Source organism: Kitasatospora sp. NPDC033851, from assembly GCF_055576085.1.
Genome location: NZ_JBVIRL010000023.1, coordinates 19,196 through 41,604, shown reverse-complemented (window position 1 = coordinate 41,604; position 22,409 = coordinate 19,196). Strand labels below are relative to the sequence as shown.

General features: G+C 74.5%; 18 protein-coding genes and 1 pseudogene. 7 read left to right on the top strand and 12 right to left on the bottom strand.

Annotation, left to right across the window (positions count from 1 at the left end):
* Positions 1–2: 2 nt before the first annotated feature.
* The 6 genes and pseudogenes from ACZ51D_RS33195 to ACZ51D_RS33170 all read right to left on the bottom strand — a co-directional run bounded on the left by ACZ51D_RS33195 (position 3) and on the right by ACZ51D_RS33170 (position 10,319).
* Positions 3–794, bottom strand: a complete 792-nt coding sequence (locus ACZ51D_RS33195) for a hypothetical protein (protein WP_465664343.1) — start codon at positions 792–794, stop codon at positions 3–5.
* A gap of 312 nt (positions 795–1,106) precedes the next feature.
* Positions 1,107–3,431 carry a CRISPR-associated endonuclease Cas3'' gene (locus tag ACZ51D_RS33190; protein ID WP_465664342.1) on the bottom strand — a complete coding sequence of 775 codons (2,325 nt, stop codon included), beginning with the start codon at positions 3,429–3,431 and terminating at the stop codon, positions 1,107–1,109.
* 198 nt (positions 3,432–3,629) lie between these two features.
* On the bottom strand, positions 3,630–4,271 hold the full coding sequence (locus tag ACZ51D_RS33185) for a DedA family protein (protein ID WP_465622411.1): 642 nt from the start codon (positions 4,269–4,271) through the stop codon (positions 3,630–3,632).
* Positions 4,272–4,711: 440 nt separating this feature from the next.
* Positions 4,712–4,894: pseudogene (locus ACZ51D_RS33180) on the bottom strand (IS630 family transposase); the annotation flags it as partial.
* Positions 4,895–4,918: 24 nt separating this feature from the next.
* Positions 4,919–8,341, bottom strand: coding sequence for a hypothetical protein (locus tag ACZ51D_RS33175; RefSeq protein ID WP_465664341.1), 3,423 nt, complete (start codon positions 8,339–8,341; stop codon positions 4,919–4,921).
* Between the two features lie 670 nt (positions 8,342–9,011).
* The gene (locus tag ACZ51D_RS33170; protein ID WP_465664340.1) at positions 9,012–10,319 is read right to left on the bottom strand and encodes a hypothetical protein; all 1,308 of its coding nucleotides are present in this window, start codon (positions 10,317–10,319) and stop codon (positions 9,012–9,014) included.
* Between the two features lie 597 nt (positions 10,320–10,916).
* Between ACZ51D_RS33170 and ACZ51D_RS33165 the strand changes: the two genes are divergently transcribed.
* Together ACZ51D_RS33165 and ACZ51D_RS33160 are read left to right on the top strand one after the other, a co-directional pair.
* Positions 10,917–11,558 (top strand): dihydrofolate reductase family protein, encoded by a 642-nt coding sequence (locus tag ACZ51D_RS33165; RefSeq protein WP_465622415.1) that lies wholly within the window; start codon positions 10,917–10,919, stop codon positions 11,556–11,558.
* A 4-nt stretch (positions 11,559–11,562) separates the two neighbouring features.
* Positions 11,563–12,405 (top strand): alpha/beta fold hydrolase, encoded by an 843-nt coding sequence (locus tag ACZ51D_RS33160; RefSeq protein ID WP_465622416.1) that lies wholly within the window; start codon positions 11,563–11,565, stop codon positions 12,403–12,405.
* Positions 12,406–12,704: 299 nt separating this feature from the next.
* Here the strand turns inward: ACZ51D_RS33160 and ACZ51D_RS33155 are convergent, their stop codons facing one another.
* Positions 12,705–13,376 (bottom strand): hypothetical protein, encoded by a 672-nt coding sequence (locus tag ACZ51D_RS33155; protein ID WP_465664339.1) that lies wholly within the window; start codon positions 13,374–13,376, stop codon positions 12,705–12,707.
* A gap of 329 nt (positions 13,377–13,705) precedes the next feature.
* Complete coding sequence (locus tag ACZ51D_RS33150) at positions 13,706–14,545, bottom strand: SDR family oxidoreductase (RefSeq protein ID WP_465622419.1); 840 nt, start codon at positions 14,543–14,545, stop codon at positions 13,706–13,708.
* Between the two features lie 92 nt (positions 14,546–14,637).
* On the opposite strand from ACZ51D_RS33150, the gene ACZ51D_RS33145 reads away from it, so the two are divergent.
* Positions 14,638–15,009 (top strand): winged helix-turn-helix transcriptional regulator, encoded by a 372-nt coding sequence (locus tag ACZ51D_RS33145; protein ID WP_360508949.1) that lies wholly within the window; start codon positions 14,638–14,640, stop codon positions 15,007–15,009.
* A 205-nt stretch (positions 15,010–15,214) separates the two neighbouring features.
* Here the strand turns inward: ACZ51D_RS33145 and ACZ51D_RS33140 are convergent, their stop codons facing one another.
* Positions 15,215–16,276 (bottom strand): hypothetical protein, encoded by a 1,062-nt coding sequence (locus ACZ51D_RS33140; RefSeq protein WP_465664338.1) that lies wholly within the window; start codon positions 16,274–16,276, stop codon positions 15,215–15,217.
* A 380-nt stretch (positions 16,277–16,656) separates the two neighbouring features.
* Between ACZ51D_RS33140 and ACZ51D_RS33135 the strand changes: the two genes are divergently transcribed.
* Positions 16,657–16,968, top strand: coding sequence for a cupin domain-containing protein (locus tag ACZ51D_RS33135; protein WP_465664337.1), 312 nt, complete (start codon positions 16,657–16,659; stop codon positions 16,966–16,968).
* A gap of 41 nt (positions 16,969–17,009) precedes the next feature.
* Here the strand turns inward: ACZ51D_RS33135 and ACZ51D_RS33130 are convergent, their stop codons facing one another.
* Positions 17,010–18,227, bottom strand: a complete 1,218-nt coding sequence (locus tag ACZ51D_RS33130) for an alpha/beta hydrolase family protein (protein WP_465664336.1) — start codon at positions 18,225–18,227, stop codon at positions 17,010–17,012.
* A 111-nt stretch (positions 18,228–18,338) separates the two neighbouring features.
* Here ACZ51D_RS33130 and ACZ51D_RS33125 point away from each other — a divergent pair, with 111 nt between their 5' ends.
* A complete protein-coding gene (locus ACZ51D_RS33125) occupies positions 18,339–18,998 on the top strand; it encodes a TetR-like C-terminal domain-containing protein (RefSeq protein WP_465622425.1) in 660 nt (219 codons plus the stop codon).
* A gap of 113 nt (positions 18,999–19,111) precedes the next feature.
* Here ACZ51D_RS33125 and ACZ51D_RS33120 read toward each other — a convergent pair whose 3' ends face one another.
* Positions 19,112–19,297, bottom strand: coding sequence for a KOW motif-containing protein (locus ACZ51D_RS33120; RefSeq protein ID WP_465664335.1), 186 nt, complete (start codon positions 19,295–19,297; stop codon positions 19,112–19,114).
* A 410-nt stretch (positions 19,298–19,707) separates the two neighbouring features.
* Between ACZ51D_RS33120 and ACZ51D_RS33115 the strand changes: the two genes are divergently transcribed.
* On the top strand, positions 19,708–20,100 hold the full coding sequence (locus tag ACZ51D_RS33115; protein ID WP_465622427.1) for a hypothetical protein: 393 nt from the start codon (positions 19,708–19,710) through the stop codon (positions 20,098–20,100).
* Between the two features lie 340 nt (positions 20,101–20,440).
* Here the strand turns inward: ACZ51D_RS33115 and ACZ51D_RS33110 are convergent, their stop codons facing one another.
* Complete coding sequence (locus ACZ51D_RS33110) at positions 20,441–20,983, bottom strand: hypothetical protein (protein ID WP_465664334.1); 543 nt, start codon at positions 20,981–20,983, stop codon at positions 20,441–20,443.
* Positions 20,984–21,557: 574 nt separating this feature from the next.
* On the opposite strand from ACZ51D_RS33110, the gene ACZ51D_RS33105 reads away from it, so the two are divergent.
* The gene (locus ACZ51D_RS33105; protein WP_465664380.1) at positions 21,558–22,235 is read left to right on the top strand and encodes a hypothetical protein; all 678 of its coding nucleotides are present in this window, start codon (positions 21,558–21,560) and stop codon (positions 22,233–22,235) included.
* The last annotated feature ends 174 nt before the right edge of the window (positions 22,236–22,409 follow it).

Below are 22,409 nucleotides of genomic sequence, written 5' to 3'. Positions count from 1 at the left end.
GCTCATGGGGTGACCGTACGGGATGCCGTCGGCGGGTGACGCTCGGCGGTCCACCGCGCCAGACCGGCGGCCAGGGGGATCGCCGCCAGCAGGAGGGCCTTCACGGCGGGGCCGTCGGTCCAGCCGCCGGACCGGTCGGACCACGGCAGCCAGCCGCTCTCCCAGGGCGCCGAGAGGTAGGCGGTGAGCAGCACCGCGTGGGCGAGACCGGCGCCGGCCACCAGCGGGCTGCGTTCGACCAGGCCGAGGACGAGCAGCCCGGCACCCAGGACGTACCAGGGCGAGGCGTAGCGGTTGGCCAGCAGTTGGAGGTCGAAGTGTCGGCCGGTGTCGAGGACCAGGGCGATGACGACGGCGGTGGCGACGGCGCCGACGACGGCCGTGGTGGTGAGCCAGACGGCGCGGCGCGGCACGATCCCGCGGGCCTCGCCGCGGCGCCGGTACCAGCGGGCCAGGGCGAACCAGGCCAGCGGGAGCAGCACGTACCAGATCCCCCAGGCCAGGAAGCGGAGCACCGCCCCGTCGAACTCGCCCCGCTCGCAGGCGGCGTCGGGTGCGTGCGGCACGCACAGGCCGGTCAGCTGGGCGTAGGCGAAGGCGGGGTACGAGGTGACGTCCCGCCCGTTGGCGCCGAAGTTGAAGGCCTGTCCGGCGATCGGTCCGGCTGCCAGGGCGAGCAGGCCGAAGCCGAGTAGCGGGACCCCTGCCCCGCGCAGTCGGCTCCGGGCCCCTGCCCGTAACCCGTCGGTGGCGGCCAGCAGCTCGGCCGGGCTGCCTTGGTTCGGTGTTCCCACTGATCCCCCCTGAATGGCTTTGTCGGTGCATCAACTTTGCAACGCAAAGTACATTGCGGTCAAGAGTTCGCGGGAGCACGAAGGGGGGCGGGGGCGAACCCCCTTGGCAAGAAGGCGGCGTGGTGGACAACGGGGGTAAGCCCTGAGCACCGCCTCGCGTGGCTCGGCCCGTGCGCGGGTCGTCGGGACGGGCCGATCCTTGCCGCCAGGGCGTCCCGGACCCACCCGGCGACCAGGGTGGCCAGGGCGCCAGGGACGCCAGGGCGCCGGCGGAGCTGACCGCGACTCGGCCGGCTTCGCCGCCCGTTCCTCCTAGCCTGCCGGGGCCGTCGTCGGGGCCAGGGGCCCGTCGTGGCGGGCGCTGGCACGCCAGTCGGCGACGCGGACCAGGGTTTCGAGGAAGGCCAGGCGGAACGGGCCGAGGCCGGGAGTGTCGCGCAGGGACAGGGCACGTTCGGTCCAGGCCGTCGGGAAGGCGGCGGTGTGCAGGGTCCGGGCGGGGAAGTGCTCGCCGGTGGACAGCCGGATGGGCGGGGTGCGGTCCCCGTCCGCGACGCCGAGCAGCAGCGGGGCCTCGTCGCCGCGCGGGCGCACGGTGAGCCGGACGTGGCCGTGGTGGGCGGCGACGAGGTAGGTCACGAGCGGGTGGTGGCCGCCCTGCCAGAGCAGGAGGGCGCTGACGAGCTCGTGCCGCAGGTGGGGGCGCGGCGAGCGGTAGGGCGGCAGGGGGTCGGCGCCGACGCCGTTCCTGGACTTGGCGAGCAGGCCGCCGGGCGGGTCGGTGCGGCCGGCCCGCAGTTTCTCCTGGAAGGCGTCGTGGCACTTGCCGAGGTCGTGGAAGCGGGCCGCCTCGACGACCGCCTCCCACAGGTCGGTGGGCAGGGCGGGCAGCGCGGCGAGCAGCGCCTGCGCCTCCTGCGCGGTCTCCTGGAGGTGCTGGTCGAGGCCGACCCAGGCGGTGCAGCCGTAGGCCGGGCGCCCGGGGGCGACGGCCTCGCACGCGACGGGGGCCGGACTGTCCGGGGTCCAGCCCCGGTCCGGGAGGTAGCCGCCGGTGCGGGCGCCCAGGAGCAGCCGGACGCCGGGCCGCAGGTCCTCCGGCCGCGCGGGGCGCCACCGGCGGTCCAGGGCGTCGCGCAGCCAGGCCCGCCCGGCGGGCAGCCGCCGGAGCTCGCCGAGCGGCACCGGGCAGAGTTCGGCGCCGGCCGGATCCGGCTCCTCCTCGCCGGGCCCGTCCTCGCCCGGTCCGTCCTCACCCGACTCATCCTCGCCCTGCCCGGCACACTCCCAGGCGCGCCAGGCGACCAGCGCCGGGAGCGAGGCGGCCTCCGCCGGGTCGCAGATCCAGTGGTCCACACCGACGGTGGCGTCGGCGGCGTCTTCGTCGACGGCGGCGGTGGTCTCGTCGGCGGGTGAGTCGGCGGCGGGTGAGTCGGCGGCGGGTGAGTCGAAGAGGGCCAGGACGTCCTCGCGCCCCGGCCCGGCCGGTGCCGGCGGCGTGTCGACGCGGGCCGTCAGCAGTTCGCCGGGGGTGACGGCCCGGCCCTCGTGGGCGGTCAGCCAGCGCGCGGTGGCCGCGTCGCCGCCCTCGGGGGGCGTGCACCACAGCAGGTCGCCGCCGTCCGGGTGCTCGCCGTGGCGGTTGCAGCGTCCGGCGCGCTGCACGAGCGAGGCCCAGGGCGCGAGTTCGGTGACCAGGGTGCGGCCGGAGATGTCCAGCCCGGCCTCCAGGGCGGGGGTGGCGACGAGGACGAGGCCGTGCCCGCCCTCGGCGGCGGCCAGGACACGGGCGAGGTCGGCGGCGCGGAAGTGCGGGTGCAGCAGCAGTGCCTCGCTCCCCCGGGCGGCCAGGCCGGCATGCACGGCCCGCGCCCGTTCCGGGGAGTTGAGCACCACGACGGTCCGGGTGCCCGGCACGTGCGCGGCGGTGACGGCCTCGGCGAGGGCGGCGACGTAACGCCCGGGCGGGAGGTCGAGACGGCCGATGCGCCGCACCGTCCCGGTCGTGTCCGGCGCGCGCACCGTTCTCCCGCCGAGACCGCCCGGCCCCCGCACCGACGACATCCACATCGTCCCGGTCGCCGCAGCCGTTCCCAACTCATCCCGCAGGAGCTGGAGTTGCCTGCCGGTGGACAGGCCCGGCCCGAGCAGGTGCGCCTCGTCGAACACCCACTGGGCGTCGGTGTGCAGCAGCGCGTACGAGACCGGCGCCATCGTCCGCGCGTCCGCGTAGCCGCGCATCAACGCCCGGCTGAGCACCATGTCGTGGGTGCCGACCAGGATCGCGCTGCGCTCGGGGCGCCGCCGCCAGCCGCCCTCCTGCGCCGCGGCGCCCGCGAGCAGGTGCAGCCCCACCTCGCCCGTGAGGCCCAGGCGCTCCAGCCACTCCCCGATCCGGCCGAAGGCCTGGCCGGCGAGGCTGTGCCGGGGCAGCACGAACACCAGCCGACGCGGCGTGGCCCCCGGCGCGGCGACCAGCCGCCGGTACAGCCACGGCAGCACGGCGGCAACGGTCTTGCCGGCCCCGGTGGGCGCCTCGAGCAGCGTGGGCAGGCCCTCGGCGGCCAGCGCCGACTGGTAGGGGTGGGGGGTGAATCCGGTGGCGGTGCGCGCGAAGGTCTCGAACTCGGCCGTCATCGGCCCAACCTACGGCCCAGCGGGCCCGGTGGGTAGGACGGGGACCGGCCGACGGGCCGGGCAAGCGGGCCGGGCAAGCGGGACCGCCCTGGCCCGGCTGTTCGGGCCGGTCGCTCACCGGTCGCCGCCGGCCCGCACCCGGCCGAAGACGTCGGCGGCCGGAGCGGAGAAGCGGGCGGCAGGTCGGGGCCGCCCGGTTCAGGGATCCTGTCCGTCGCTGTCGTCCGACTGCTCATGCCTCCGGGAGCGGTGCCGCCGCAGGTGCCAGACCAGCAGGGCGATGGCGATGATCACGGCGATCGCGATGGCGGCGACCCGGCCGACGGTGCCCTCCACCCTGGTGTAGGCGGCTCCGGCGAAGTAGCCGAGGAGGGTGAAGCCGACACCCCAGGCGAGCCCGCCGAGGGCGTTGTAGAACAGGAACCGGCGGTACGGCATGCGGGACATCCCGGCCAGCGAGGGCACCAGCGGGCGGAAGAAGGCGATGAAACGGCCGACGAAGACGGCGGCCGGCCCGCGCCGGCGGATCAGGTCCTTAGCCGTACCGACCTGCTTGGCATGGCGTCGCAGCGGGCCGGTGCGAAGGATCGCCGGACCGAGGTGCCGGCCGATCTCATAGCCGGCGGAGTCGCCGAGGATCGCCGCGCAGACCACGACCAGGACCATCCAGCCCAGGGATGCCCTGCCCTGGTGGGCGAGGAAGCCGCCGAGGACGGCGGCGGTCTCGCCGGGGATGAAGAAGCTGAAGAACAGGGCGTCCTCGGTGAAGACCATGCCGCCGACGACCGCGTACACGACCGGGCCGGACAGGCCGCGCAACCAGTCGATGATCGAGTGCATCGGCCACACCCCGTCGGCAATCGGGCCCCTTTCTGCCCCAATGTAACGCTTGTCCCCATGCCGGCCCCGTCAGGCGGGCAGCGGACGGCACGTTCCGGGACGGGCGGAGGGCCGGCCGGCGCGCAGGCCGCGCCGGACCTGGTCGACCCGGCTCTCCTGACCGGGCCCCGGGCGCCGGTGCGGCGTTCGCGGCATCGGCCCGCGACTGGTCCGGCCGAACGCCGTGCGCGCGGCCCGGCGCGGTGGCGTCCCGTCCCGCCCGGGTTGCCCCGCAGCCGGCCCGTCGCAGGTCGGCGGGACGAGTTCGATGCCGGGAAGCGTGTGAGACGGGGACAGCCTGGTGGTGCTGCACATCCCGGCGCATTCATCAGCATCGTGCGCCGTCGAGGCGAATCCACCATCCCGATCACCGCACCAGCGGGCGACGCAGTCGCCGGCCTTGGGGGTCGGTGCGCCGCCGGGCCGCCGCGTTCGGGCCACTGCCGCCCCGGGTGGGGCTGGAGGTCGGGCGGGCCGAACTCATCCGGGCGCAGGACGACTTCGGGCCCGCCGTCTTCGGGTATGACCTCGCCGTCGGCGATCGCATCAGGGTGCTCGACACGGGCCTTCCTGGCGGCGCAGTCGGACGTGGCGGGCCTGGCGGACCATCACTCCTGCGCGGTCCAGGTGCTCAAGGCGCGGTCGCGGACATCGGGCTGCGGATGCCGGCGCAGGGCGAGCAGGGCCGCCCGCCACGGCGCCGACCACTGCCGGCCTGGGCCGTACAGGGCCACCAGTCTGGCCGCGAACAGCCCGGCGGCCAGGCCGCCGTCCTCCGTCAACCGACGGACGGCCGCCGCCGTGTGCTCCCCCGGCGGTGTCCGGTGGTCGTCCGGACGCAGTTCCTCGGCCACCGTGCCGGCGAGGAGCGGGCGATCCGTCAACACGGCTGCCAGCTCGATGAGGTCGTCGCCGAGGGTCGCGGAGTCCAGGTCGATGGCGCGGCACAGCCGGGGGGCGGCCTGCGCGACCAGGGACGGCTCGGTCATCAGCAGGGCGGCCACGGCGCGGTCCCTCGCGCGGCCGTCGGCCGTCGCTTCCACGCGGTAGAAGTGCCGGCTGCTGAACTGCTCGATCCGCTGCCGGGCCGCCTCGTCCCGGCCCTCGTCGTCCGCCGGCCCGCCGGCGCGGACGGCCTCGATCAGGCGGCTCAGGGTCTGCTCCAGCAGGCTCCCCGGGGCGACGCCGCCGAACGGGTGCGGCGCGTCCGACCAGGCGATCGCGCCCACCGCCCGTGCGGCCGGCCGCCACCGCTCCCGTTCGGCCAGGTCCGTGACCACGGGGACCATCGCGGCCACCGCCTCCGGGGCGTACCGCCCCCACACCGCGAGCTTCCCCGCGCCCATGGCCGAGACCAGTGTGTCCTCGGCGAGGGCCAGCCGGCCGACCAGTTCCGCGTAGCGGCGGCGGTCGTCCACCGGCAGTCCGTACGGGCGGAGGTCCCCGGCGAGCACCGTCCGCAGCTCGGAGGCGCCCTCGGCGATCTCCGTCAGCACGTCCCAGAGCGGGAGGTCGGCGGGCCGGGCCGCCACCTGCTCCACCACCACCCGCCGCACGTCCTGGTGCTGCTCCGGGGCCCGGTAGGCCGCTTCCAGCAGCGCGGTCGCCTCGGGCAGTGGCAGGTGGGCGGCCGCGAGCCGGACGGCCTGCTTGCGGCTGGTCACCTTGGTCGTCGGGTCGGTCACGATCCGGGTCAGGGCCGGGCCGAGCTCGTCCGCCGGGGTGAACCGGGCGGCGCGGCCGGCCGCGTACACCGCGACCCGGGCGCGCTCGTCGCCGGCGAACCCGAGCAGCACGGGCAGCGCCTCGGCAGGCCGGGCCGTCCACGGCAGCGCGGCGAGGGCGGCCTCGGAGAGCACCACGTCGGTCGAGTCGACGTACCGGAGCAGCAGTTCCCGGCCGTGGCCGGGCAGGTACGCGGCGGCCCGCAGGGCGGTGGTCCGCTGCTCGGGCGTCGCCGTGGTGTCGTCCACCGTCCGGGCCACCCATGCGGCGGCGGACCGTACCTGCCGGTCCGTCCAGCGGTCGGCGGCGGCGAGGTCGCGCGGCACCGGCATGAGCGGCACCGGGGCGGGCCCGCCCGGCGTACTGCTCCCGGTGGCGAGCATGGGGGCGAGCAGCGGTGCGAGCAGATCGGTGCGGTCCCTGGTAAGCACCGTCCGCACTGCCGGGAGCGCGGCGGCGGCGGGCTCGGCCTCGATCAGGCGGGCCACCCGTTGCCCGCGGGTGGCGGGGTCTGCGAGCAGGTGGGTCACCGCCCGTCCGTACTCCCGGTCATCGGCCGGCACGCGCTCCAACAGACCGACTACCGAGGGAAGCCGACGGGAGGCAGGGTGCAGTCCGTCGACGAACGCGAGCAGCAGTGAGGTCGACCGCTCCAGCGCCGGCCGCAGCTCGGCCGCCACCGCGGCCTGCCGCTCCCGTGGGAAGGCCGGCGCGGCCGGCGCTGGAGCGGTCGGCGAGGTCGGCGCGGCCGGCGCTGGAGCGGTCGGCGAGGTCGGCGCGGCCGGCGCTGGAGCGGTCGGCGAGGTCGGCGCGGTCGGCACGACCGGCACGACCCTTTCGATCGTGCGGACGGCCCAGTCGACCAGGTCCCGGGCGGTGCCGCCGGCGTGCTCGGCCAGCACGGAGCAGGCCAGCCGGGTGAGTTGGGTCCGGGTGTACGGCGAGCAGTCGCGCGCGGTCAGCGCGTCCTCGGTGAGGCGCGCCAGGAGTGCGGCCGCGTCGGCCTCGAAGAGCTTCGGCGGTACGGCGGCGACCTCTGCCAGGGCTTCGGCCCGCACCGGGTCCTGTTCGTTGCGCAGGCGCTGGAGCAGGACCAGGGCTTCCCGGACCGCGCTCGCCGCACCGGACAGTCCGGCGTGCACCACCACCTGGCCCCAGGCGTAGCCCCGGTCCCAGGACTCCGCCGTCCTGGTCGACGCCAGCAGCCGGGGCAGCGCCTCGGCGGCCGGGAGGTGGACGAGCAGGTCCAGCGCCTCGGGCTCCTCGGCCAGCCGGGCCCGGGCCCGGGCGATCCGCTCCGGCGCGGGCAGGGTGGCCAGCACCTCTCCGGAGTACCCACGGGGGTGGACCTTCGACACGGCCACCACCGCGTCGTGCAGGGCCGGCCGGGCGGCCGGCGGCAGTCGGCGCGACAGCGCCGCGTGGTCGGCGGCGCTGCGGTGGGCCAGTTCGGTGAGGAGCGGCAGCGGAGCCGCCACCAGCCGGCGGGCGAGCGCGGGACGCAGCACCGGATCGTGCCGGTGCCGACCGGCGGCCACCAGCATCCGGGCGGTCCGCTCCGGGTCGTGAGCGGCCAGGGCCGCGAACGTGTCGCGCAACGGCGCGGGAAAGGTCGGCCGGTACTGGGCGGCGGGGTGACGCTCCAGCAGGTCCAGTGCCTTCCCGGGCAGCCGGCCGGCGGCGGCGCCCAGCCCGACGGCGTTCTGCCGCCAGAACCACGCCCGCTCCGCGCGGGGCAGTTCGGTGAGCCGACGGTCCGCCTCGTCCAGCACCGCTGCCGGGTGACGCTCGCCGAGCGACCGGGTGAAGGTGACGGCGTGGGCCGGATCGGACAGTTCGCGGGCCACGAACGCCGGTGAGCAGACCGGCAGCAGCCGCCCCGCCTCGGCGCATCCCCACCGCTGCCGGGCGACGGGCACCAGGTGCTCGGCCACCGCCGTCCGGCCGGCCTTCAGGACGGCGCGGATCAGCTCGTCCCGGACCGCGGTCGGGGCGGTGCGGATGGCCTGCTCCACCACCTCGTCCGGCATCGGGAGTTCACGCACCGCCCGGTGGGCGTAGCGGCGCACCACCGGATCGGGGTCGGTCAACCTTCCCGACAGGTACGGGAGTTGTTTACCGGCCAGGGCAGCGAGCGCGGCGACCCGCTGCTCGTACGGGCCACCGGTGGCCAACTCGTCGAGAAGGGCGGCAAGTCGGCCCCCTTCCGCGAGGCGGTGGGCGGCGCGGGCGATCTCGCGCAGGCGCAGGGCGTGGGGCAGGGACTCGACATCGGCCAGCAGCCGATCGGCGGTGATCTGAAGCATCGCCGCCGATTCTGCCGCCCGGGCATCGGCCCCGCACCCGATTTTCGCCGGGCCTTCCGTAGCCGCCGGTGGGCCGCCGGTGGCCGCCGGTGGCCGCCGGTGGCCGTTGCCCGGCGGGCTCCCGGTGGCGCGGGGCCCGGGCCGGCTCACGCACCCAGGTGCAGGTAGGGGCCATGGCCGCCGGGGAGCGCGGGTACCGGGCGGGCCCGGCGGGCACCATCGTCGGACTGGCCGAGCAGCTGCGCTGAGCAGGAGGAACGGTCCGAGAGCCCGCTCGGGACGCCGTGGCCGTTGGGTGGCCGGGACGGAGGTACCCGACCAGGTAGCTGCCGGCCACCGGCCCGGCCGGTTCCTCCCGCCCGCGTTCCTGCGGCGCCACGTCGACGAGCGGCTCGGCTTCCGGCCGGACGAGATGCCCGGCGACCACCTCCCGATGCTGGGCCACCCGCAGGGGCCGGCCGAGCGGCTGGAGGCGTTCCGGGCCGGGTTGGAGGCGCGATGCGCCGCGTGGGAAGTCGGCGGGCCCGACTTCCCACGCAGGAGCAGGGGGTCCAGGGGGGACAGGCGCCCTGGACGAGGACCTGCCCTCCGCCGACCGCCTGATGCGGGTCCGGCCTCGACGTCGTGAAGCGGCGTGTCAGCCCGGCGGCGTGATGTTCCGTCCCGTGGCTCAGGCGAAGCGGGAACTGCGCACCGGGCCGGCGGAGCGGCAGCGGTCGCGCGGACCGGTCAGCCAGTGCGGGGCGACCGCACGGGCGAGGACGGCCAGTGCCTCGTCCGGGTCGGCCGGGGTCTCACCGTCGCCGGGGTCAGGGGTCGGGTCGGCGGAGCGGATGTCGGCCGCCAGTTCCTCGGCGGTCCGCTCGTCCGGCTCGCCGCCGAGCGGCTCCCAGGGCGCGAGGATCGTCTGGCCGAGCAGGCCGCAGACGTCGGCTGCGACGCCGGGCGGCTCGGTCCAGCAGGTCGCGTGCTCGTACAGCACCTCGCCCGGTGCGCGCTCGTTCAGGCGCGAGACCAGGTCGGCGTCCGCCTCGCTCAGGTCGTAGGCCACCACCACGGCGTTCGCCGTGCCCGGCCGGTAGGGCTGGGCGGGCAGACCGAGCAGGCCCGCGGCGGCCAGGCCGAGCGCGCGGTCCGCGCGGCCCGGCAGCAGGGAGACCGAGTGCGGGCGCGTCCCGGTCGTCTCCAGGATCAACCGCAGCCGTTCCAGGCCTTCGCGGCACAGCGCGTAGCTGTCCTGTAGGAGGGCGTAGCGGCCGGTCATGCCCGCGTCCCACCCGTACGGGGACAGGGTGGCGAGCAGGCCGCCGGTGAGGGTGAAGTGCCAGGCGCGCAGGGCCTGGTGGTGGAGCGGGTCGGGGCCGTCGGGCTGCGCGGCAGCGACAGCCGCGGCGCGGTCGAGGGAGCGGCGCAGCCGGTCGGCGGCGGGCTGCCACCGGCCGGCCTCGGCCGGCAGGCGGTCGAAGGCGGTGCGGGCCGCGGCGGCGTCGCCGGCCATCAGGGTGTTGTAGGCGAGCAGGTAGCGCTCGGGCCAGTCGCGGAGCAGCGCGTCGTGGTCGCGCAGCAGGGTGACGGCCTCGGCGTGGTGCTCCTCGTCCTCGAGGGCGGTGGCGAGTTCGGCGATGATCGGAAGTCGCTGGTCGGCGCGGCTGCGGACCTTGGCGAGCAGGCCGCGCCGCGGGGCTTCGGCGGCGCGCAGGGCCTCGGTGAGTGCGGGGACGGCGAGGAAGGAGGCGCCGCGCCCGACGCAGGCGTAGCCGTACCGGTAGAGCGCGTCGGGGTGGGTGGGTTTGGCGGCCAGGGCGCGGGCGGCATCGACGAGGTCGTCGAAGCCGCCGTCGGCGGCCAGCCGCTCGACCAGCGGGGCCACCTGCGCGGCCGGCAGGTCACGTGCGACCGAGCGCAGTTCGCGCATGGCGGCGCCCGGGTCGCCGGACTCCATGAGGCTCCAGGCGGTGTCCAGCGAGGTCGTCGTCACAGGGGTTTCCTCCGGGGGGTCGTTGTCGTCGGGGAACGAAGGCGGCGGGCGGCGTGGGCCGCGGGTGTGCGGGCGGCGGGGAGCGCGGCACCGGTGCGTCGACGGCGGGTGCGCCGACGGCGGGTGTGCGCTCGCGCGCGGTCGCGGTGGTGGCCGTGGCGGTGAACGTGGCGGAGCGGAACCGAGGGGGCGGCCCGACCGTGGCGGCGGGGCCGGGTGCGGGCGTCCGGCGAGGGGTGGCACGGGGCCGGCCGCCGTTCGTCGGCGGCGGGTGGGGCTCACCTGCTCGGGCGGGGGCCGCCCTTCCTGTCGAGGTCACGCATGGGGAGGATCATGTCCGAACGCCGCTGCCCGCCGCAAGCCGATTGTCCCTCCGGCGGCCGCCGAACCGGTGCGTCGATGCCGATCCGGCCAGGACGCTCCGTGCGGGTGTGACCGCCGGCGAGGGGGGACCGGCAGCGGCAGCGGCGGCCGCAGGTGGAGACGGACGGGCGGCGGCGGACATCGGTTGGCGGCGCGGCGATGAGTTTTCGGGCGCCGACCGGTCTACATCTTGACCGGGACGGCCCGGAACGACCGACTCATCGGAGTACAGACATGGGACTCATCCACATCGAGCTGTTCGCGACCCTCGACCTCGTCGGGCAGGCGCCCGGCGGCCCCGACGAGGACCCGGTCGGGTTCCCGTTCGGCGGCTGGCAGGCGCCCCTGCTGAACGAGGTCACCGGGGCTCAGATCCTCGCCGCGTACGAGGATACGGACGCCCTCCTGCTCGGCAGGCGCACGTACGACATCTTCGCCGCCTACTGGCCGCACCAGAAGGACGGCGAGATCGCCGAGCTCTTCAACCGCGTCCCGAAGTACGTGGCCTCCCGGGGCACGCCCGAGCTCCCGTGGGCCGGGTCCACGCAGCTCGGCCCGGACCTGCCCGCCGCGGTACGCGAGCTCCGCGACCGGCACGAACACGTGAAGGTCGTCGGGAGCCTGGACCTCGTCCAGACCCTCCTGCGCGACAAGCTCTTCGACCGCCTCGACCTCTGGGTGCACCCGGTCGTGCTCGGCGTCGGGAAGAAGGTGTTCGACGGCGGCGCGGTGCCCACGAACGTCACGCTCCTCGAACCGCCGGTGGCCGGTCCGCAGGGCACCGTCTTCCTGCGCTACGGGCTCGCCGACGGCACACCCGCCACGGGCGACATGAGCGCGCCCGACCGCGGCCTCGGGCACGACGAATCCCGGTGATCCGATGACCACCGTCCATGCCAACGGGATCGCCTTGGGCATCGAGTCGTTCGGTGACGACGACGCGCCACTCGTCCTGCTCGCGGGCGGGCCGACGATGCTCTCCTGGCCCGACGCGCTCTGCGAGCGCCTCGCCGCCGGCGGCCGCCGTGTGGTGCGCTACGACCTGCGCGACAGCGGGGAGTCGACGACGACGGATCCGCAGGCACCCGCCTACACCCTGCGCGACCTCGCCACCGACGCTGCGGCGCTCGGCGGGGCGCTCGGCGGGGCGCCCGCGCACCTCGCGGGGATCGGCGTCAGCGGGATGGTCGCCCAGGTGGCCGTGCTCGACCACCCGGGCGCGTTCTCCGCGCTCACCCTGGTCGGCACCCGCGCGGTCGCCCCCGGCCCGCCCGACGACGACCTCCCCGACCACGACCAGGCGACGATGAGCCGCCTGTTCACCCGCCCGATGCCCGACTGGAACGACCGCGAGGCGGTTGCGGAGTTCGCCGCCGCCGGCGCACGGATCCTCGGCGACGACCCCGCCACCGCGCGCGCAACCGCCGCGCGCATCTGGGACCGCACGCCCGGCACCGCACCCCCGGTCCGGATGGCCAACCAGATGGGCCTGGTGTTCTCCAGGCTCGACTGCGAACCCCGCTGGCGCGAACGCCTGCCCGGGATCGGGATCCCCACGCTCGTCGTCCACGGCCGCCGCAACCGGTTCTTCCCCGTCGGCAACGGCGAGGCGATCGCGCGCGAGATCCCCGGGGCACGGCTACTCGTCCTCGAGGAGGCCGCCACCGCGATCCCCGATGCGGCGGTCGGCGAGGTCACCGAGGCGATGCTCACGCTCGGATAAGGGACGCAGGGTGCCGCGCGGGTCCGGCCTTCGGGCCGGTGGCGCACAGCACGAGTGGCCGCAGGGCGGCGCCCTGCTCGGCGGCGTCGACTCGCAGGGCGCCGAACGACGAGGCCATGGCGAGGACGAACGACCGCCAGGACCAGCGCGACCCGCGTGCGTCGAACACGTGGTACCGCGAGTTGGCGCAGGAGGGCGGCGGGCGGCGACTCCGGCAGCGGCGGGAGGGTCGACGGCTCGCGCGAAGCACCACGTGTCGCCCTCGTGGGGCGGCCCGCTGCCTGCCCCGGGCAGGGGTGTCAGGCCCGCTCGTAGTGCGCGAGGTACCCGGCGAGTTCGTCGTCCATGCTCTCCTCTCCGTACCCGTGCAGCGCGCACCACAGGCGGTTCTCCACCCAGAAGCGGTACGCGAACTCCTCGAACGAGGAAGCGCACCGGGCGATGGCCCCGAACCAGTCCACCGGCACGCCCGGTTCGTCCCGGCCGGGGGCTTCCGCGAGGTCCAGCGAGGAGGCCACCACGAAGGCCTCCCCGCTGGGGCGGAGGTAGAGGTACCAGTGCACGCAGTCCTGCTGGTCGCGCAGGAATCGGACCAGGAAGGCTCCTGGCTCCACCGGGCTCGGTATCGGCGAGGAGACGTCCGTCCAGCAGGCCGTGGCCGACACCGCGTCCAGGGCCCGGTGGCTGTCGGCGCCGGTCTGGAAAGCCGTGAAGTCGGCGGGCAGCACCATCCCGGCGCCCGCCAGCTCGGCGGCAACGGCGTCGAGGTGCCCGGCGATCTCCGGGACCACCGGGCCCGTGCCGCCGAGCCACCCGAACCCGCCGTCGAAGCGGGCCGGGTCCAGCGGCGGCAGCGCCTCGGGGTCGTACCACTCGTACGTACCGCCGCACGGGCGGTGCGGACCGAGGTCGGTGGCGCACCAGAGTGCCTGGAAGGCGGGGCGGTGGGCCGGTTCGGTGGCGGTGGTCACGGTGCTCCTCGGTACGGGCTGCTGCGTCACCACCCATCCTGCCGACCGGGACTGACAGTCCGCCGCGTCCGGCCGCACTCGCCCGGTCCTGCGGGTCCCGAGAACAGCGGCGCGGCCTCGGCCACCGCCGTCCGAACCCTGGGGCGGCCGACCGTCGACGCCCTGCCGGCCGAGCACCGGTGGGACCGGGTACCGGAGGTGACCCTGTTCGGCGCCGCCGCCCACCTCGCGGCCCCCCGGACGGCGACGGCGCCGACCCGGCCGTGATCGAACTCACCACCGGGCAGGGCGGGTTGAGCTGGACGCGGTTCCGGCGGCGCTGAGGGGTCTCAGCGGAACGCGGCCACGTTGCGGGCGGCCCAGTGCGCGAAGGGGCGCGGGGCACGGCCGAGGACTCGCTGGACGTCCGGGCTGACACGCAGCTCGGCCGGGTTCGGGGAGCCGAGGATGTCCAGGGTGTCGTCGGCGAGCTCCGCCGGCATGCTGCGGGTCATGGCGGCCTTGGCCTCGTCGCGGGTGAGCTCGTGGAACCTCACCGGCGAGCCCAGCGCGGCGGCGATGGCCTCCGTCTGCCGACGCGGGGTGATCATCTCCGGGCCGGTCAGCTCGTACACGGCGCCAGTGTGCCGGTCGTCCAGCAGGCAGGCCGCCGCGACGGCGGCGATGTCCGCCGGGTCGATGATCGGCACGCCGACGTCGCCGAAGGGCGCGGCGACGACCTGGTGCGCGCGCACGGATTCGGCCCACCACAGGGCGTTGGAGGCGAAGCCGCCCGGCCGCAGGACGGCCCACTCCAGGCCGGACTGCCGCAGCGTGTCCTCCAGCGCGCGCATCGCGATCCGTGTCGGGCCGAAGGGCCTGGTCGCCACGCCCTGTGTGGAGAGCAGGACGACCCGGCGGACGCCGCCGGCCGCAGCCGCGCCGATGATGCCGGCGGGGTCGGCTCCGGCGGCGTGCAGGTCGCCGGACAGCAGCAGGAACAGCGCCTCCGCCCCGGCCAGGGCGGGCTTGAGGCCGGCCGGCTCGGCCAGGTCGGCTGCCACGTGGCGGACGCCGTTGGGCACCGCCGCCGCGCGCCGTGACACTGCCGTCACCGGCCGGCCCGCCTCGGCCAGGGCCTGCGTCAACGGCCGGCCGATGTTTCCGGTAGCCCCGGTCACCACGATCATGATCAGCTCCTTGTCGGATGTCTTCCGTGGCCTGCACGCTAGGAGCCCGGGCTAACTCTTGGTAAGGACATACCTTGACGTAAGCTCATGACATGGCAGAAGGCGTGCAGCCCGGACAGGTCGAGGCGGGGAAGCGGTATGACGTGTTTCACACCGACTGCCTCGCGCGGGATGTGGTCGACCACGTCACCAGCAGGTGGGGCGTCTGGGTGCTGATCTCCTTGCGGAGCAACGACCTTCGGTTCTTCGAGCTGCGCGAGAGCATCCAGGGCATCAGCGAGAAGATGCTCGCCCAGACCCTGCGCGCGCTGGTCCAGGACGGCCTGGTCTGGCGGAAGGTCGAGCCGACGACGCCGCCTCAGGTCACCTACGGGCTGACCGAGTTCGGACGGGACGTCGGCGAGCCGCTGACGGAGCTGTTCGACCGGATCACCCGGCGGCTGTCGCCACGCGGCGCGGGATAGCGCGGCGGTCGCCGGATAGCGCGGTGGTCGCGGGATAGCGCGGTGGTGACCGGTGCACCCTTCGCGGCGCGGTGGTGTCGTGGCCCCGGGCGGTCAGGACGTCGATGGCCTGCCACCGGCGCTCCGAAGGCGGGCCGGCACCCGCGGCGGCCCGCTCGACGTACCAGGCCGCTGCTTCGGCCACCGGACCGCGCCGGGGCGTGTGTCAGGCCTTCGCCCGGGCGATCGCCCGGACGGCGATCTCGCGCATCCGGTCGAAGGCCGTCTGCGGGTCGTCGTAGGAGAGCCAGGGGCCGGCCACCTCGCGACCCATCACCCGGAACAGCTCCAGTGCCGGCGCCACCCGGGCGTTCATGACCAGTGACCAGGCGGCCCAGCCCCGGGCGCCCTGGAGCTGCGGATGCGCCGGATCGGCCTGCGCCAGGTCGGCGAGCAGGGCGTCCACGGCGGCGGTGAACTCCGGCGTCCGGTAGGCGGCCGCCGGTGCCTTGTCACGGGTGTTCTGTTCGAACAGCGCCTGCACCCTCAGGTTGGTCAGCAGGCCGCCGGGCGGCGCGTCCGCGAGCGCGGCGTCGACGAAGGCGTGCATCAGCTCGTGGCTGCCGTGCCACTTGGCGCACCAGTACTGCAGCGCGCCCTCGTGCGCCCGCAGGTGGTGCGGATCACGGGCCACCACCGCGGCCCAGAGCTCACGGAAGTCCTCGTGCGACCAGCCCAGTCCCATGGCAATGGCGATCTGCGCCACCCAGGGGTTGGGGTCCCCGGCCGGCGCCAGCTCGACGGCCTCCCGTGCGGCCTGCTCCGCCTCGCGCAGGACCCGGAGGAACCCGCCGGCCTGCTCCCGGGTCACCTCGGAGGCGTACTTGGCGGTGCGGATCTCCCAGGCGAGCCGGACCAGCGCATCGGTCTGCAGCAGGGCGGCCGCCGCGTTGCGCGGCTCCTCCTCGCGCCACAGCCGCAGCCAGTGGTCGTCCTGCGCCGCCGCCGCACTCAGCGGCGCCATCCGCATCCAGCGCCGGTACGCGTCACCGCTGCCCTCGGCCTCGCCCAGGTACGCGGCTACCGGGCGCCAGTCACCGGCCCGGGCCGCGTCGAGCACGGCCGCCAGCTCGGCGGACGGCTCGTCGCCCTGCAGCACCAGCTGCTCGCGCGGGACCAGCCCCTGCCGCAGCTCGGCCTCCCTGCGGCTGCGGCGTTCCCGGGAGACCCGCGAGACGATGACCTTGCCCGCGACGACCACGAGCACGGCGATGAGCACGAAAACCATGAACTGCTTTCCTAGCGGGAGGGGTTGGGCCGCCTGCCCGGATCCGAGCGGTCCTCGGCGGGCACCGGGCGCGGACGAGGGCACCGCGCGGGCGCGCCGCGCCTCCAGCCCCCCGCCCTCGCACCTGCGTGCGCGGCGAGGGGGATCGTATCGGCACGCCGCGTCGCCGCCGCGTCCAGGGCCGGGGTCCCACCGCGGCCGGGTGCCGGCCGCAGGGAGCGGCCCGCTCGGCCCCCCGTCCCCGCGCCCCGAACCGTCCGCCGCCACCGCTGTGGGGTACCGGCTCGCCGGCGCCGCTCGCGGTTGGGTGGCCGCCTGTGTGACGACCGATTGTGCGCGCCGCGGCTGTCCGGCGGCTGTTCTGATGGCGGTCGCCACGCATGACGCAATCCGCGGAGATGCGCCGCCGGCGCAGGATGACGCCGGCGGAACTCGCCGAGCTGACCGGGATCGACGAGAGCACCCTCTCCCGGCTGGAGACCCATGAGGGGTTCGAGTGGGTCTACGTGCTCTCCGGCCGCCTGCGCCTGCTGCTGGGTGACCGGAGCGTGGTCCTCACGGCGGGCGAGGCCGCCGAGCTCGACACCCACGTACCGCACCGGCTCGGCCCGGACGGCGACCGGAGCGTCGAACTCCTCGTCCTCTTCGGGCACCAGGGCGAGCGCGCCCACCTCCGGGCCCGCAGCGCCTGACCCGCACCATGACCCGCGCCGCCTGGCCCCACCTGCTGTCGTCAGGCGGCGGGCCTGACGGTCGGGGCCAGGGTGGTGTCGAGCCAGTCGAAGGTGACCTGCTGGAAGCGGGACATCGCCCCCATGTGGCAGTGCTCGCCCGCGCCTTCGGCCTCGGGGAGGGTGACCAGCGTGTGGGGGCAGGTCAGTGCGGCCCGGACGCGCTGGGGCTGGCCGTGGAAGAACTGGTCGTCCTCGGCGTCCAGGATGAGGGTCGGGCAGTCGATGAGGTGGGCGACGCCGTCGAGGGTGTAGTCGGCGGTGCGGCGGATGTAGTCCGCGACGGAGTCGGCGCCGAACGCCCACACGCCGTTGCGCAGGGCCCAGCGGAGCTGGGTGCTGCCCTGCATGAGCAGGCTCGCGACGGGGTCGGCGAGGTCGTCGCGGCCGGCCTCGATCCATTCCCGCAGGAACGGGGGCATGAGCCGGGTGTGGGCGTCGTGGTAGTCGTAGAGCCCGTCGTCCAGGACCAGGGCGGCCAGGCGGTGTTCGTGGGCGGCGGCGCGGGCGGTGAGGTAGCCGCCGAGGCTGTAGCCCAGCAGCGCGAGCCGGTCGGGGGCGATCTCGGGCCGGGTGAGCGCGTGGTCGACCACCGGGGTGACCACGGCCTCCCAGTCCGGACGGAAGACGAGCCCTTGCTCGCGCAGCGCCGCGCCCTGGCCGGGCCCGTCGTAGGCCAGCACGTTGTAGCCGCGGCGCAGCGCGGCGGCGCCGATGACGAAGTAGGCCTCTTCCAGGGTGGAGTCGAAGCCGCTGGTGAAGATGACGGTCGGGCGGGGGGCGCCGGAGTCGTCGACGAGGAAGAGGTAGCCGGGCAGGGTGGTGTCCTCGTAGGGGATGCGGAGGGCCTCGACGGGAGTGTCCATCAGCGACGCGGCGGTCGCGAAGGTCTCGCGGGACAGTGCGGAGAGGGTCTTGACCTCGGGGTCGTGGGCGGGGTCGTCGCGGCGGTAGAACTCGGCGGTGCGGTAGTAGTTCGACGCGCGCAGCAGGGCTTCGCGGGCGCTGACCCTGTGGCCGGCCGTCAGGGCGCGGGTGCCGATGGCGTGGACGCGCCGGGCGGTGTTCGTCCACTCGCGCAGCCAGGCCTCCTCGTCGCCCTCGGCGACGTTGCGCAGGGTGGTCAGGACCTCGCCCAGGTCGGCGCCGCCGTCGTTGGCGAAGCCGGCCGCGCGCAGGGCCTCGAAGGAGAACGACTCGTCCTCGTACAGGAATCGCATGGTGCACCCCAGACCGCTATCGAGACGGAACGGTTCCGTCTCGGCTTCGGGATCGACGATAGGCCGCACCGAGTCGAGACGCAACCGTTCCGTCTCGTGTAGATTCGGGACATGTCCAGCTCTCCCGCACCACAGCCGCCCTCCGCGACGCCTGCCCCTGCCCTTGCCCCTGCCCCTGCCCCTGCCCCCGGGCGCCGGCTACCCGGCGGACCCGTACTCCAGGACTCGGTCACCGAGGCGATCGCCGCCGCCTTCTTCGAGGAACTGGCGTCGGCCGGCTACGCGCGGCTGTCCCTGGAGGCCGTCGCCAAGCGCGCCGGCGCGGGCAAGGCCGCCATCTACCGCCGCTGGACGTCCAAGCTGGACATGACCGTCGACCTGGTCTCCGCCGTCGCCGTCGACGCCTCCGGGACCACCGACACCGGAACCCTGCGCGGCGACGTCCTCGCCTTCCTCACGGACGTCGCCGACGCGCTGAACCAGCGACTTCCCGCAAGGATCATCCCCGACCTGATCGCCGAGGGCGGACGCAGCCCCGAGCTGGCCGAGGCGCTCTTCACCACCGTCCGCGACACCCGCCGCACCAAGGCCACGCGGATCCTGGAACGGGCGATCGAGCGCGGCGAACTCCCCGCCGACGTGGACCGCGAACTCGCACTCGACCTCCTCGCCGGCCCGCTCTACTGGCGCCTCGCCGTCACCCACACCCCGACCGCCCCCGACTACCTCGACCGCCTCACCGACAAGCTCATCGCCGCCTTCTCCGCCTGACGGCCTGACGGGCGCGCGGACGGGCGGCGGACGGGCGGGCGGTCGGTCGGCCGCGGGACACCCGGACGAGTGACCGGCAGGCCGACCGTTCGAAATGCGGTGAAGCGACAGGCTCAGACGACTCTCACAACATCCGACAGGGGAATGTCGATCCTGGTCACATCGCCGAGGATGTCCACCGTCAACTGAATGCGGCCCCGAGCATGGTCGACGGCCAACACGGGACCCGTGAAGTCCGTAAACGGGCCCCCGGTAACCCGCACGTCATCACCTTCCTGAACATCCGACTCGTGCGGCATTCCACTCCCTCGCACCGTTGTTACCGCCGGCCACCGCCGGCGGGAGTGAACCTACCCTGGGACTTGCTCGATGCCGAAGGGCCCCAGCCGAGCCGCGCGATCAGCCGACCGCAGGCACCGGGCTCCCTGGCCAGTGGAGTTCCGACGGGTTCCCCGGGCGGCGGCGCGACGACGAGGCGTGGCAGGGGTGGGCCGTAGCCGGCGGCGGCGAGCCCGAGGTCATGCGCAGTGCGGGTGTCTCACGTGCCGGGTTCACTCCGAGTTGCTCCGAGCCGTCACCTCCGATCCTCGAAGCGGACATACGTATACACACCCAGCAGTCAAATGACTGATGCCACACGTGTGCCGTCTGGAGAACACTTGAACCACTGCGCGAGCAGACACCTCGGAATGCAATCTTGGAGTCACACATGAACTTCCTGTCGGGCAAGCTGCCGAAGACGGCCGCCACCCTCGGCCTCGCCGTGGCCGCGCTGACCGCCGTGTCGGCCACCCCGGCCTCGGCGGGCACCGCCGCCACCGCGGGCTGCACCCGCCCTCTGCGCTTCTACGACGTCCAGGTCCAGGTGGACAACTGCTCGGACGGCTGGATCTGGATGTCCACCGGCACCCGCTTCAACGGAGCGACCGCCTACGCGAAGACCGCCTCCGGTCAGGTACGGGAGCTGCAACTCGGGAAGAACGAGGCGGGCGCGGTCAAGTACCACGAGCGGATCACGAGCGTCCACGTCTGCGGCAACGACACCGTCGGCTGGTTCCCCCCGATCCCGTTCCGGCGGTGCTCGTCGGAGGTCGGCCTGTGACGACCTCACCGCGATGACGCCGAAGCGGTCCGCCCAGGGCATGGGCGGACCGCTTCCGCATCAACCCGTCGACAGGCCAGGTGAGCCACTCTTCACGGCCGATTCCATCGTCTTCCATCGCCGCCAGGACAGCCGGCGACCTCGACGACCCGGCCTCGCGCCGGACCGCCGCCCCACCCACGCGATCGTCGGCCCGCCGATGGCAGGTTCGACGGCGAGGCGGACCTTGCCGGTCAGCCCGCCCCCGGGACCTGCCGTAGACGGTCGGCCAGGGACCGAACGCGGCAGGCTGGTGGGGCCAGTCCGGTGAACGGCCCCACCAGACCTCGTCCGTGTGGTGTCAGCTGCCGAGGCTCTCGGCAACGCGGATGAGTTCCGCGTCCGAGAGCCGCGGTGGGGCGCCGGTGGTGACGACGAAGGTATAGGTCCCGTCCGACCATGTCAGCGAACGGGGACCGTTCTGAGGGTTCGGTGGCGTGATGGTCGCGGGGTGGCCCTTGACTGTGGCGGCCCGGCCGTCCGGCGGCGTGCTGTTCCGGGGGATCTGGCTGATGATCAGGCTCCCCTGCACGTCGGCCCCTGTGCCCAGCGTGTACCCGACGGCCCAGGCGGGGGTGTCGGTCGGAAGGGAGGCCAGGCCGGGCAACTGGACCATCTCGCCCGCAGGGTAGGGGTAGTAGTTCTCCGGCAGGAACGCGGGCCGGAGGAGGTTGCGCTCCTCGAAGTGGACGGCGGGCTTGCCGGTGGCGTCGTTCAGCGTCTCGGTTCCGAGCGGTTTGTTCAGATGGGTGGTGATCTGTCCGTAGCCGCCATCGTCGCAGAACCCCGGGGGAACTGTGTGCCGTAGGGAGATCTTCACCGCGTTGGCGGACTCGCGGGCCACGAGCTCGGGTTGCTTCTCGCAGCCCAGCCGATGCTGAGTGTCAGGGTCTGGCCGTCCGAGCTGACCAGCAGCGGGTAGCCGGCCACGGGGCCTTCGTGGACCTTGGTTTCCGGGCCCCGGTTCATCCATGCGTTGATCGCGAAGCCGCCACCGAGAACGGCTACAGCAGCCACGGCGGTCAGGCGATTCCGTCGTCCGCGCTTCGATATCTGTCGGACGGCGCTTTGCGTCACGGGCCCTCCCCGGCGTCACGGCCATGCTTGCGGCATGGCGTGCGCGAAGTCTAGCGAGGCGGTCAGCGGCACTTGCCGGCCAAATTGCTCAAAGCTATGGCTCCCCCCGCTTCCGCGAACACCGTCCCGTCCCCGCGCACTGCGGCGCACCGGCGGCGACAGCGGGTGTTCACGAGAGGGGCCGGCCGGCGACGTCCCAGCCCTTTGAGATCGCTTCCCACCTCTGTGATGATCGCTTCGCGAACTCAGGGGGAGGCATCGTGGACAGTCAGGCGGCATCAGCCGGAGCCGGCGCTCGCGGCGTTGACGGCACTCGGTACCGTTCGGGCGACGTGTTGAGAATGGGATGCCCGTTCACCGAGGTCACGGTCACCGGGGTCTCCCGGTACCACGTCTCGGTGCGCTGGCCGTGGTGGGAGATCGACACTGCGGCGGACTGGATCGAGTGGAACGGCGAGGTGGCGCTTCCGACGCCCGCGGACGACGACTGGAAGAGCGAGTACTTCCGGACGAGGCCGGCGGAGGACACGCTGAAGGCCGGCGACAGGTGCCTGGTGGGGATCCCCCCGACCGTGGTGCACGTCCTGGCGGTCCACCGTTTCGATCCGCCTCTGGAGACAGGCTGGCTGCCACGACCTACGACCTACCTCGACGTCCTGCGGCAGGGCGAGTCCTATGACGCCAGGCTCGAGGAGCAGGGTTACGAGATCGACCCGGCCGGCGGTGTGCCGTTCCAGCTCGAACTGCTCTTCCGCCCTTACGCGTTCCTGGAGACCGGCGACGAGGTCGTCGACCGCGACGGGCGGGCGTGGAGGTTCGACGCTCCCTGGTGCTGGAACGCGTTCGACAGCGGGCAGCCGAGCACTCCGTCCTGGCCGCTTGCCCTGCTCTTCCGCAGCGGTGGGCCGACGCCCGAGGCCGTCGCGGCTGTCGCGGAGGCAACAGCCGCAGGCAGCCACGCCGACGAGGTGAGCCGGTGGGTGGAACTCACCCGTGCGAAGCCAACCACACCCGCGTGACCTGCCTCGGATGTCGCCACCTGTCGTACACGACTGGGGTACGGAGGGGTTGCCGGCATCCGGGCTGGACCCGGCCTGTCCTCCGTTCCGGCGCGCCCTGCATGGGTGATATTCGGCTGGTTCGGCCGAATGAGGACCTCGCCGATGACACGTTCCGACCTTGCGTCAGAACGC